The organism is Actinomyces sp. Z5 (assembly GCF_003287795.1).
Lineage (GTDB): Bacteria > Actinomycetota > Actinomycetes > Actinomycetales > Actinomycetaceae > Actinomyces > Actinomyces glycerinitolerans.
Window position 1 is genome coordinate 47,099 of sequence record NZ_QMIN01000056.1, and the last position, 11,390, is coordinate 58,488.

The following is an 11,390-nucleotide window of genomic DNA, read 5'->3' on the forward strand; positions in this document are numbered from 1 at the left end:
GGGATTGCGGACTGTTGCCCGTGGGCCCGGCCGCCGCGGCGCGGCCGGACTGATGCATAGCGATTATTTTCTAGTCGAAGAAATGCGTGACGTCAACCACCGACGCCGTGTCCCCGTCGGGTTATCCACAACCGGGCAGCGACGAGCGCAGCTACGGCCCGGGCACCCCAGACCCGAGACCGCCGACGCTCACTTGGGCCACCCGCGCCCGGCTGGATCCTTGCCCGCTTTCACCCCCTCCCCGGCGTACTGCTGGCGAAACCGGCGATCATGCGCCACGATCGCTTCATGACGCCGGCCCCCTCACCCGCCCCGCCCGAAATTCCCGCGCTCGGAACCAGCCCGGTACGCGCCGTGCTGCTCGACGCCGACGGCGTTTTGCAGCTGATCGGCACGCCCTGGGATCAGGCGCTGACCAACGGCGGCGGGGAGCGCTTCTGCCGTCGCCTGCTCGCCGAGGAGGGCCCCGCTCTGAGGGGAGACGAGGATCTGCGCACCCTGCTTGAGCGGCTGGTAGACGAGTTACGGCTCGGCGCGAGCGTGGAAGAACTGCTCGACCTGTGGTGGCGGGCCACGCCGGACCCGGCCGCCTGGCAGGCGGTCCGCGAGCTGCGGGCCGCCGGCTACACCACGGTGCTGGCCACCAATCAGCAGCACGAGCGTCGCGCCTGGATGCGCTCGGCACTCGGGTACGACGGACTGTGCGACGTGGATGCCTACTCCTGCACGCTCGGCGTGGCCAAGCCCAGCGCCGAGTACTTCCGCACGGTGCTGGACCTGGTTGGCGTGGCTCCACAGGAGGCGCTGTTCGTGGATGACAGCGCGACCAATGTGTCCGCGGCGGCGACGCTCGGCATCCGCACGGTGCACCACCCGGCGGACGCGGGCGGGGACCTGCTGCGCCGCGAGATCGTCGCCGTGCTCGACGGCACCGCAGCGGCCTGAGTCGCCTCCGCCGGGTAATACGGCGTTCTGTCGTCTCCTCGGTCGGCGCTGCACGCAGCCGACCGGGCCCGACTCAGCGCTCTCCTCCTGCGGGAGGAGAGGTACCCGGCTTTTCTCATACTTTCGGAACCCAGACTTCATCCGCACGGACTTGCCAGGCATCGGCGGTGGTACAAAACTCAAGCCTGTGAGCGCAGCGGGTGCGGCGCCTGGAAGGATCACCATGACGAGCATTACGACGTCCGGAAATGTGCGGGAGCAGCGTCAATCCTCTCCCGCGGCCCGCACGTCGGATGCCGTGAGGGCCACAGCCGCCGCCCGTCGTCGTTTCGATGCTCGCCTGCAGGATCCGGCGCGACGTGCTCCGCGCGTATTCCGGCACCTCATCGACCGCATTCACCGGCTGCTGCCGGGGTTCCTGCGCCGCCGAGTACCGGTGACCTTCATCGGCTACGCGCTCATCAACGGCTCCGGATTCGTCATCGACATCAGCTTCCTGACGCTGTTCTACGAGCAGTTGCACTGGTTCTACCCCCTGGCCGTCACCGTGGGCTATGCGATCGCGGGCGTGTACTCGTTGCTGCTCAACCGCTGGTTGAACTTCCAGTCGCACGGCTCGCTGGTCTCGCAGGGGTCGCGCTACGCCGTCGGCCTGGTCTCACAGTACGTGATCTTCATTCTGGGCCTGTCCAGCCTGCTGCACCTGGTGGGGGTGAACGCGGAGCTGGCGCGGCTGATCTCGGCCTGCTGCGAGGGGATCTACCTGTACGCACTGATGCGCCTGTGGGTGTTCCGCGGCACGCCCGAGCCCGTCGGCGAAGCCGCCTGAGCCCGCCCGCGTAAGCGCGGACGGGCGGCGACTGCAGGCCGGTCGCCGTCGCCGCCCGCTTACCCGCCGTTCACCAGCAGGCGCGTGTGGTCTCCGTGGGCCCGTCCAGCTCGGTGAAACCCGCATCTACCACCGACACCGGCCGCGGGCGGTTCCGCCAAGAGGCCTCCGATGGGAAGACGACGCGTACCCGGTAGCCCTGCGCGGCCCAGCGCTCCCGCAGGTCGGCGGGCAGCTGCGGGCTCTCCCAGGCGAGCTGGGCGGCGTGGGCGACCTGCGCGCACAGCTTCCCGCTGGTCATCTCCTCCAGCGGAGTGACTTCAACCGTTACCGGGGCCTGCTGCGAGGCCGAGTCACTGGTGAGCACGATCCCGCGGGCGGCGGCGGGGTCCTTGGCGACGGCGGCCGTGATCGCGGCGGGCGGCGGGGGCAGCTCGCCCCCGTGCGGGAAGTGGGTGCCCTCCACCTGGGTCTTGGCCAGCGCGGGCGGCAGTGGACGGACGGGCCCGGGCACGATCGCGCGCGCCTCGGCCCTCCCCCAGCCCGCCGGTCCGTCCTGGGCGACGGTGACGCCCGGCAGCTCCTGAATCTCATCCCAGCGCCGACCGCGAGCGCGGCGCACCAACTTGCGGATGCGCCCGTCACGCCAGTACTCCACGGCGTCGTGCCAGGGGCCGCCGGGGGCGGACTCGGGGGCGGCGAGCAGGGCCACGACGGCGCGGGCGCTGGCCTCCGCGACGTCGATGCGGCGGGGCGGGTGGACCTTGTCGTAGTGGACGGCGATTTGCATGGCCCAGGGAACGGGGTGGTCGGCATGGGCGGATGGGGAGGGCGAATCGGCCGCACCGGGGACGTTTTGCGGGGACAATGGCTGCATGCGTCACATTATCTGGGACATGGGCGGCACCCTGGTAGACACCTACCCGGAGGTCGACCGGGTGCTGTGCGAGGCGGCCTTCGGCGACGCCGACCCCGCCCACCTGCATCACGTGACCGAACTGACCCGTCACTCCATCGCCCATGCGATCGCCACGCTCAGCGAGGAGCGGCGCCTCGACCCCCACGGGCTGGAAGAGGCATACGACGATCTGAAGAAGCGGTGGCACACGCAACCCGCGCCGGTCATGGACGGGGCGCGGGAAGTGATGGCGCGGGTACGGTCCCTGGGCGGGTTGAACCTGCTGGCCACACACCGGGACCGCGACTCCGCCACCGCCCTGCTGCAGGGGCTGCACTTGAAGATGGATGACATCGTCTGCGCCCCGGACGGGGTGGCCCGCAAGCCCAGCCCGGACATGAACCTGCTGCTGGCCGAACGCCACCGGCTCGACCCAGCGGAGGTGCTATGCGTCGGCGACCGACCGATCGACGTGGTGGCAGCCCGGGAGGCGGGTATGCCCGCGGCGCTGCTGGTGCGCCCGGGGACGTCGGTGACTCTGCCGGATGATGCTCCCGGAGCGCTGGTCGTCGCCAGCCTGCGGGACCTGCTCCCCCTGCTGGACTGAGCCCCCGGCCCAAGGGGCTTGCCCTCGGACTCCGCCCCCGTCGCTTAGACCGTCGTGCCCGGCAGGCGCATCAGCAGGGCGTCGCCGTCGAAGACGAGGCCCGCGTAGCCGTCCACGTGGGCGGCCTCCTGGAAGCCGGCGGCAAGGTGAGCGGCGACGGAGGCGTGGTTGGCGGTCTCGACAACACTGAACAGGTCCTCCCCCGGATCGATCTCCTGCACGGCGGCGCCCACCGCGGCCAGCAGGGCACGGCCGATGCCGCGGCTGCGGGCGCCGGGATCGACGATCAGACCGGAAACCATCCAGCGCTCCGGGCGGTCATCCTCCAGGTCCCCGGGCAGGATAAACGCACCGGACAGGGCGACCGGGGCGGCCGTGTCATCAGCTTCGGCCGCGTGGGCTACCGCATCGACCTCGGCCGACCGTGCGGCCGCGCCTCCGGCCCCGGTGGGCTCGGCGTCGTCGGCGGGGAGGGAGGCCAGCAGCAGCACCGGTAGGGCGGCAATCATGCGCGGCGCCTGTTCCAGCGCCTCCTCCACGGTGATCCCGCGCAGGGCCAGCAGGCGGGCAACCCGCGCCTCGTCGTCGGGACGGGCGGGACGAATGGTCACGCCCGACGGCGCCGCGGTCATGCCCGTTCCCCCTCTGCGTCGGCGGGGTCGGTCGGCGGGCTACCCGCCTGCCCGTCGTATGAAGCCAGTTCCACGAGGTTGCCGTCCGGGTCGCGCAGGTAGACGCTGTGCATGGACCCTCGGGCTCCGGAGCGGGCGACCGGGCCGAGCTCGATCTCGGTTCCCGTCCGGGCCAGGTGCGCGACGACGTCGTCGAGCGGCGCGTCGACGACCAGGCACAGGTCGGCGCTGCCAACGGTGGGGGCGGCGGCCTCGGGGGTGAGGCGCCCGTCGGCGGGACGCAGGTTGAGTTTCTGGTTCCCCAGCCGCAGTGCGACCCGGCCGCCGTCGAAGGTGAAGGCCTCCAGGCCGAGTACGCGCGTGTAGAAGTCGACCGCGGCGGGGACCGAGGCGACGGTGAGTACGAGGTGGTCGATGCCGGTGACGCGCATGGGAGCCATCATGCACCCGTGGGCCCCGGCGCCGCCTGTACGACGACGCCGGGGCCCACGCAGAGGCCGACAACCCGGGCGGTTCATCCCGAGCCGTTTACCGGGCTCCCGCTACGAGGCCCGCCCCAGCGGGTGAGTTCCGGGGTGCCGGGAGACGGCCCGCACCTCGTGCCGGGGAGTGTGCGGCCCGCTCGCGGCCCAGTCGGCGCGCGGATGCGGCGGGTTGACCAGGATGGCGTCACCGGTGGCGTGGTCGGGCTCCAGCTGCCAGCTGGGCCGGCGCAGCGCGTAGAAGATCAGCGGCGGCACCCCCAGACCCACGATCACCAGCCCCACCACCAGGGCGTAGCCGACGGTGCTCAGTCCGGTGAAACCGGACGGACGCACGAAGGACAGCACGAAGGCAACCGCACAGGCCACGAAGCCGACGCCGGCCACCAGCCCCATCGCGGGTGTGCGATAGGTGCGCTGCACCTGCGGGCGGGTGGCGCGCAGACGCAGGGCGGCGGCGAACAGCATCATGTACATGATCAGGTATAGGGCGGCGGCCATGTCGATCAGCGTGACGAAGGCGGTGTTGCCGTTGGGGATCACCACGAACAGCAGCGCCAGAATCGTCACGATGACGCCCTGCAGCAGCAGGATCGAACGCTGCACGCCGGCGCCGTTGCGCCGCTGTAGCGCCGGAGGCAGCAGACCGGTGCGGGCGGCGGCGAGCAGGCCCTTGGACGGGCCGGCGATCCAGGTGACCACGGAGGCGAAGGCGCCCAGCGCGATCAGCAGCGAGATCACCGGTGTGCCCCAGGCCAGGTGCCAGTGGTCGAAGAAGGTCTTGAAGGCCAGGTTGATGCCGTCGACTACTCCGAGGCCGGCCTTGGGCACGGCGACCGCGATCGCCAGGGTCGGCAGGATGAAGATCGCCAGGATCACCACCGCCGAGATCAGGACGGTGCGCGGAAAGCCGCGGCCGGGGTCGGCCAGGTCGTTGGCATGCACCGCGTTGACCTCCATGCCCGCGTAGGCGAGCACGTTGGACACGATCAGCACGATGGAGGCCAGGCCCGTCCAGGGCGGCAGGATCGCCGACGTCGTCAGCTCCGTCTGGGAGGGCGTGCCGGAGATCAGCCAGGCGGCGCCGAAGATGATCAGCAGCGCGGCAGGGAAGAGCGTGCCGATGATGCCGCTCCACGAGCCGACCTTGGCGAACAGGTTGCCGCCGGCCAGGGTGATGAGGGTGGATACCCAGTACAGGACGATGATGACACCGGCCACGTACACGCCATTGTTCGCCAGCGTGCCCCGGCCCAGCACGTAGGACAGGCTCACGGCGATGAAGGCGATTTGAGTGGGGTACCAGACCACGTTCTGCACCCATTGCAGCCAGATGGCCACGAAGCCCCAGCGCTCCCCGAAGGCCTCGCGCACCCAGATGAACACGCCGCCCTTCCAGCCGGTGGCCAGCTCCGCGGCCACCAGCGCCGTCGGCACCATGAACAGCACCGCCGGGATGATGTACAGCACCACCGAGGACAGGCCGTAGCCGGCCATGGCGGGCAGGGAGCGCAGCGAGGCCACGGCCACCACCGTGAGCATGGCCAGGTTGAATACGCTCATTGAGGCGGGCGGGCGGACCGCGTCCTGGCTCGGCCCAACGGCGGCGGGTGCGGCAGGAGCGGCAGCCCCGGGCGCGGGCAGGTCCCCGAGCGTCCCGGCGGGTGGGTGGCCGGAGCGGGCACCGCGAAAGGCGGATGTGCCAGACGAGGCGGGTGCGTTAGCGGTGCTGGCGCGAGCGCCGCCGTCGGGGAAGGAGGTTCCGGCAGCACTGCCGGTGGTTTTGACGGACATTTCGACCCCTAGTGGTGGAAGGCGGTGGGGCGGTTCGACTCGTGGGGCAGCGGCCCGTCGAGCCGGTCGAGGTAGGCGACCTCGGCGCGCATGTCCTCCAGGAGGGCGTCGGCCATGTCGTGGCTGAGCCCGTTGCGGACGACGATCCGCTGCACGGTGACGTCGGTGAGGTCATCGGGCATCGGGTAGGCGGGGACCAGCCAGCCCTTCATGCGCAGCCGGTCGGACAGGTCGTACAGGTTCCACTTGTCGGCGTGGTCCGCGCGCAGCCGCCACGCGAACACGGGGATGTCCGAACCGTCGTTCCACAGTTCAAATGGCCCCATGGCGGCGACCTGGTCGGCCAGGTAGCGGGCGACGTCGCGGCTGTTGGACTGCACCCGGCGGTAGCCGTCGAAGCCGAGCCGCAGGAACATGTAGTACTGCAGCAGCACCTGGGCGCCGGGGCGGGAGAAGTTGAGCGCGAAGGTGGGCATCTGCCCGCCGAGGTAGGAGACCTCGAAGATCAGCTCCTCGGGGAGGGCGGCCTCCTCGCGCCACACCACCCAGCCGATACCGGGGTAGACCAGACCGTACTTGTGGCCGGAGGTGGAGATGGAGGCCACCCGATCGATGCGGAAGTCCCACTCCAGTTCCGGCTGGATGAAGGGGGCGATCATGGCCCCGGAGGCGCCGTCGACGTGGATCGGGATGTCCAGGCCGGTGCGCTCTTGGATGGCGTCCAGCGCCTGGGCGATCTTCGCGACCGGCTCGTACATGCCGGTGTAGGTCACCCCCATGATGGCCACGACGCCGATGGTGTTCTCGTCGACGTAGTCCTCCAGCCGGTAGCCGTCCAAGACCTTGTGCTCCTCGGTGATGGGCACGTACCGGGGCTCGACGTCGAAGTAGTTGCAGAACTTCTCCCAGCACACCTGCACGGCGCTGGACATGATCAGATTCGGGCGGTCGGTGGGCTTGCCGGCGGCGCGGCGGGCGTTGCGCCAGCGGCGCTTGAGCGCCAACCCGCCCAGCATGCAGGCCTCCGAGGAGCCGATGGTCGAGGTGCCGATGGCGCGGCGCGGGTCCGGCGCGTGCCACAGGTCCGCGAGCATGGTCCAGCAGCGGGTCTCGATCTCCGCGGTGCGCGGGTACTCGTCCTTGTCGATCATGTTCTTGTCGGCCGCCTCCAGGTACAGGCGGTTGGCGCGTTCGTCCATCCAGGTGCCGACGAAGGTGGCGAGGTTGAGCCGGGCGTTGCCGTCCAGCATCGCCTCGTCGTGGACCACCTGGTAGGCGGTCTCGGGCAGCGCCTCCCCGCTGGGGAAGCGGAACTTCGGCAGGTCATAGGCCTCGCCGGGGCGGGCGAACAGCGGGTTGAGCTCACTGCTGCCCGGATCCGGGGCGGAAGAACCGTCGAATACTGGCCGCGACATGTCGGATTCTCCTTTCGGTTGGCAACGATTGACATAGGAATATCACCACGCCGTGCTTGCCACCACACACACCAGACAATAAGGCCGCATTTGCAATTTACCACGGATATTCCTCCCAGCTTTCCGAAACAATTGCTACACCTGCCAGCATTCTTCAAGCTTTTCTTTCTAGCCGACGTCGCCAGGAGTCACTTGAAAAGCACCAGAAAGCAGGCTGGAAATAGTCGCACAAATTCATGCAAGCGCGCAGGTGCGCCGCGTACACCCGCAATTTGAACAGCACCTGAAAGCGTCCACGGAAAAGCCTGAACCGGCCGCCGGATTTGTGCCCACACGGACTGCGACAAGACGGGCTCTCCATGTTCGAAGGCGCGCTGGGGTCGTGAAATACACCCCGGGCACGCTCCCCAGCACCGCCGCCAGCCTAGATCGCGGTTCATGCGGGACTGCGACGGTGTGGTCCGATAGGCTGCGAGCAATCCACGCATTGACAGCTCCCTGCCTCACGGCCCAACTGGAAGGCACACCATGAAACTGCTTGTCCTCGGCTCCACCGGCCCCACCGGCATGCACGTCCTGTCCCACGCGCTGGACCACGGTGACGACGTGAGCGTCCTGGTGCGTAGCCCGGAGAAACTGGGGAAGCAGTCGGGCCGCATTGCCGTCACCGTCGGGGATGCACGCAACGCCGACGATCTATCCCACTCAATGGTCGGCTGCGACGCCGTAGTCTCGGCGCTGGGCCGCGGCGCCTCTCCCCGCAACGGCGGATTGTTCACCGATGCGGCCGAAGCCGTCATTGAGGCCGCGCACACCACCGGTGTCAGACGCTTGGTCTGGCTATCCTCCTTCGGGGTCGGGGATACGATCCGCACCGCGACGCCGCCACAACGCTTCCTCTACCGCAGCTTCCTGCGCGGCATCTACGCGAACAAGGCCGCAGCGGAGAAGTTGCTGCGTGACTCCGATTTGGACTGGACGCTCGTCTACCCGACGACGCTTACCAACGGCCCCGCCCAGGGGCGGTATCGGATCGGAGAGTCACTGGTGATGCGCGGCAGGGAGCGCATCGCCCGTGCCGATGTAGGCGCTTTCATGCATGAGGAGGCGCACGCGGACCGCTGGGTGCGGCGGGGTGTCGTCATCTCCGACTGAGCCTGCGACCCTGCCTCGAGTCGGCTGCAACGACTCCGGTTCTTCCGGTTTGTGGTCACCCACATCCGCACTGACCATGTCATGCCGGTTCGCCGTGCCCGCGGCGGTTGCCGACATCCCCGCGCCCGGAGGCGGTGCCACCTGCTACGCCACTTCACCGTCTGCAACGCCACTTCGGGGTTAACAACGCCTGTTAACGGTCTGCTGAAGGGCTCCGAGGTATACAGCAGACCGTTAAGTAGCGTTGTTAACGTCGGACCCGCGTAGCAGACACCCCCACCCACCCCGCCCCAAGCACGAAGAGCCATGAATCCGGCCGAAGCCACCGTCGGTTGACTTGTTCGTGACATTATGGCTGTGTGAGTTCCTCGAATCAGTTCCAGCCCGGCCCATACAGCACGCCGCCCTACGGGTACGTGCCGCAACCCGGCGGCTACCCGCAGTCGGCCGCCCAGCCGGGCGCCTGGCAGCCGCCGCAGACCTTGGCCGCTGGGCAGTATCCGCCCGCACAGCAGAGCCCGTCTGGTTTCCCCGCATATCCGAACGCGCAGCAGCCGACACCCTACGGGTACATTGCCACACCACCCACTCCTTATCCGGTACGGCCGAGGCGGAAGCAAGTGGCGCTCATATCCGCGCTGGCGGTCGTCCTCGTACTGGCCATCACGGGCTCCATCGTCCTCGTCTTACGGGGACGCGGCACCGACGACGTCCCTGAGAACAGCCTCTGGTCGCAGGCCTGGGTGGATGGCTTCGAGGAGGCCTGGTCCCTCGAGGCTCCCGCAGACTTCCGTGGACAGGAGATGTCGACGCGCGTCCACGACAACCGCCTGGTGAGGATTACCAGCACGTCCACGACTGCTACCGTCACCGTTTTCGACATCTCCGGAGATAGCCCCGAGCAACTGTGGGAGACCCAGCAAGAGGTTACCGAAGTCGTCGACAGGACAAGGCTCTGGGACCGTCAGATCATCGTCGAGAACACGCTGATAGACATCGACTCCCAAGCACGCAGCGCCGCCCCCTGGGACGCGGAGGCCAGGGTAAGCATCACGTCAGCGGGTGCGATCGCCTGTGTCGAAACCACCTGCCGGTGCTGGTCGAGTCCCTCCGAAATGCTGTGGGAGACCGACTTCGCCACGGATAGCCCGATGACTGTGCTGTCGTACGCAATCGTGGACGGGCATGTACTCGCCAGCTCATCCGATTACGACTACTTCGTGGTCGACTTGAACACCGGCGCCACAAACCAGCTGGACGCGGACAAGTACACCATCCAGCAGCCACTCGCCGACGGCTGGCTGGTTCACACCAGCGGCGACTTGCATGCCGACGCGACCATCGACCTGTACGAGGCCGATGGCACCCTCAGCGAATCGTTCAAGTTCAACCGTAACACGTCGTTCTCCGCCTACCCATGGTCACCTACGCCTTTCACGCGGGAACAAGCCCGCCTTTGGCTGGAGAGCTTCGACACCTCCTGGGCTCCATCAACCTACACCATCTCAGAAGCCGACCACGATTGTCAGTCGATCACCATCAACGGCAACGACGTCGTGCTCGGCGAGCCTAACTCCCTGGTCCAGGCGAGACGCGGGGGAGCATGCACCTCCACCAGCGCCCTTCAGGCCCTGTATCACTCCGGACAGGGACAGGTACAGAGCTTCAACAAGACGGACGGAGACGAACAATTCCTGGTGCTGGTGGACATGGTTACTGGACGCAGCTCGGAGCCGATTCCCCTTGGCACGAGGGAAGAATTCGCAGGTTATACACCTCTCGGAGACATGCTCATTGTCGAACTCGAATCCGGTGAAATCCTCGCCTACCGGCCCACCACATCATAATCCGGCTCTTCTGGTTTGAGGGTGTGGTGGGCTGACGGGTCGGTTCGCCGGGCTGCTGGTTGGCGTGGGCGTCCCGGCGGCGTGATGCGTGGCGCGTTGGGCAGGGCTGCAGGGTGGCTCACGGTGGATCAGGCGCGTCGGATCGTATGTTCAGGTCGGCGGTTCGTGCGAACCGTCCGCCCCACCACACGCCGGCCCCACTGGCCCGGCACAGCGAGCTCTTAGAGCCGGCCTGGCCCCGCCGACGACGTCCTCATCGGCCCGAACACGGCCTCCCACACCCGAACGTAACCACCGCGCAACTGCCGCCGGGACCGAGCCACCACACCGACATGCACGAACAGCCCGTCATCAAACCCCGCGCCGCGACGTCATCATCTTGGCCTGAGTCTGCGGTCAAGCGTCGAACCGACCACATATGAACCGCGCCAAACAGTACCGACAGGTGGCCTATTCGTGACATTATCGGCGACATGACTGAGCCTGGCCAACCCCAGCCCAACCGGAACAACATGCCTTCCCCGCAGGCTCAAGCCGGCGGTTTCCAACAGCCACAAAACCAACCCGGAGCCTGGCAGCAGCAACCGCAATACCCACCACCGGTGCAGTACCCGGCCGCACAGGGCTCTCCCCAGTACCCGGCCGCGCAGGGCTCTCCCCAGTACCCCGCCGCACAGGGTTACCCCCAGAATCCGGCCGCACAGGGTTACCCCCAGTACCCGCCCCAGCAGCAGCCGGCGGGAGCCTACGGGTACCTCGCCACACCCCCACAGGCCACGCCGACGC

Annotated in this window: 10 protein-coding genes and 1 pseudogene; 6 read left to right on the forward strand and 5 right to left on the reverse strand. The window is 68.2% G+C overall.

Features of this window, described 5'->3' with window-relative positions:
* Nucleotides 1–288 precede the first annotated feature (288 nt).
* On the forward strand, nucleotides 289–945 hold the full coding sequence (locus DRB06_RS08020; protein ID WP_073329255.1) for an HAD-IA family hydrolase: 657 nt from the start codon (nucleotides 289–291) through the stop codon (nucleotides 943–945).
* 223 nt (nucleotides 946–1,168) lie between these two features.
* A complete protein-coding gene (locus DRB06_RS08025; protein WP_073328461.1) occupies nucleotides 1,169–1,774 on the forward strand; it encodes a GtrA family protein in 606 nt (201 codons plus the stop codon).
* A 70-nt stretch (nucleotides 1,775–1,844) separates the two neighbouring features.
* Here DRB06_RS08025 and DRB06_RS08030 read toward each other — a convergent pair whose 3' ends face one another.
* Nucleotides 1,845–2,564: a peptidyl-tRNA hydrolase gene (locus DRB06_RS08030; protein WP_108969886.1), complete on the reverse strand. Its 720-nt coding sequence runs from the start codon at nucleotides 2,562–2,564 to the stop codon at nucleotides 1,845–1,847.
* A gap of 85 nt (nucleotides 2,565–2,649) precedes the next feature.
* On the opposite strand from DRB06_RS08030, the gene DRB06_RS08035 reads away from it, so the two are divergent.
* Nucleotides 2,650–3,279: an HAD-IA family hydrolase gene (locus DRB06_RS08035; RefSeq protein ID WP_108968295.1), complete on the forward strand. Its 630-nt coding sequence runs from the start codon at nucleotides 2,650–2,652 to the stop codon at nucleotides 3,277–3,279.
* Between the two features lie 44 nt (nucleotides 3,280–3,323).
* Here DRB06_RS08035 and DRB06_RS08040 read toward each other — a convergent pair whose 3' ends face one another.
* The 4 genes from DRB06_RS08040 to DRB06_RS08055 all read right to left on the reverse strand — a co-directional run bounded on the left by DRB06_RS08040 (nucleotide 3,324) and on the right by DRB06_RS08055 (nucleotide 7,602).
* Nucleotides 3,324–3,911, reverse strand: coding sequence for a GNAT family N-acetyltransferase (locus DRB06_RS08040; protein WP_073328456.1), 588 nt, complete (start codon nucleotides 3,909–3,911; stop codon nucleotides 3,324–3,326).
* The gene (locus tag DRB06_RS08045) at nucleotides 3,908–4,342 is read right to left on the reverse strand and encodes a VOC family protein (protein WP_111819624.1); all 435 of its coding nucleotides are present in this window, start codon (nucleotides 4,340–4,342) and stop codon (nucleotides 3,908–3,910) included. The genes DRB06_RS08040 and DRB06_RS08045 overlap by 4 nt, the downstream gene beginning before the upstream one ends.
* A gap of 111 nt (nucleotides 4,343–4,453) precedes the next feature.
* Nucleotides 4,454–6,187 (reverse strand): amino acid permease, encoded by a 1,734-nt coding sequence (locus DRB06_RS08050; RefSeq protein ID WP_220092998.1) that lies wholly within the window; start codon nucleotides 6,185–6,187, stop codon nucleotides 4,454–4,456.
* 8 nt (nucleotides 6,188–6,195) lie between these two features.
* Entirely contained in the window at nucleotides 6,196–7,602 is a 1,407-nt protein-coding gene (locus tag DRB06_RS08055; RefSeq protein ID WP_108968302.1) for a glutamate decarboxylase, read from the reverse strand.
* A gap of 528 nt (nucleotides 7,603–8,130) precedes the next feature.
* On the opposite strand from DRB06_RS08055, the gene DRB06_RS08060 reads away from it, so the two are divergent.
* From DRB06_RS08060 to DRB06_RS16375, 3 genes and pseudogenes are all read left to right on the forward strand, one after another.
* The gene (locus DRB06_RS08060; protein WP_073328446.1) at nucleotides 8,131–8,757 is read left to right on the forward strand and encodes an NAD(P)-dependent oxidoreductase; all 627 of its coding nucleotides are present in this window, start codon (nucleotides 8,131–8,133) and stop codon (nucleotides 8,755–8,757) included.
* Between the two features lie 359 nt (nucleotides 8,758–9,116).
* The gene (locus DRB06_RS08065) at nucleotides 9,117–10,604 is read left to right on the forward strand and encodes a DUF3824 domain-containing protein (protein ID WP_146750838.1); all 1,488 of its coding nucleotides are present in this window, start codon (nucleotides 9,117–9,119) and stop codon (nucleotides 10,602–10,604) included.
* 602 nt (nucleotides 10,605–11,206) lie between these two features.
* Nucleotides 11,207–11,390: pseudogene (locus tag DRB06_RS16375) on the forward strand (hypothetical protein); the annotation flags it as partial.

What these genes read in the sequence shown, in the direction of transcription:
- DRB06_RS08060 (WP_073328446.1), top strand. Translation starts at nt 8,131, where the DNA reads ATGAAACTGCTTGTCCTCGGCTCCACCGGCCCCACCGGCATGCACGTC.
- DRB06_RS08040 (WP_073328456.1), bottom strand. Translation starts at nt 3,911, where the DNA reads ATGACCGCGGCGCCGTCGGGCGTGACCATTCGTCCCGCCCGTCCCGAC.
- DRB06_RS08020 (WP_073329255.1), top strand. Translation starts at nt 289, where the DNA reads ATGACGCCGGCCCCCTCACCCGCCCCGCCCGAAATTCCCGCGCTCGGA.
- DRB06_RS08050 (WP_220092998.1), bottom strand. Translation starts at nt 6,187, where the DNA reads ATGTCCGTCAAAACCACCGGCAGTGCTGCCGGAACCTCCTTCCCCGAC.
- DRB06_RS08045 (WP_111819624.1), bottom strand. Translation starts at nt 4,342, where the DNA reads ATGCGCGTCACCGGCATCGACCACCTCGTACTCACCGTCGCCTCGGTC.
- DRB06_RS08055 (WP_108968302.1), bottom strand. Translation starts at nt 7,602, where the DNA reads ATGTCGCGGCCAGTATTCGACGGTTCTTCCGCCCCGGATCCGGGCAGC.
- DRB06_RS08025 (WP_073328461.1), top strand. Translation starts at nt 1,169, where the DNA reads ATGACGAGCATTACGACGTCCGGAAATGTGCGGGAGCAGCGTCAATCC.
- DRB06_RS08035 (WP_108968295.1), top strand. Translation starts at nt 2,650, where the DNA reads ATGCGTCACATTATCTGGGACATGGGCGGCACCCTGGTAGACACCTAC.
- DRB06_RS08030 (WP_108969886.1), bottom strand. Translation starts at nt 2,564, where the DNA reads ATGCAAATCGCCGTCCACTACGACAAGGTCCACCCGCCCCGCCGCATC.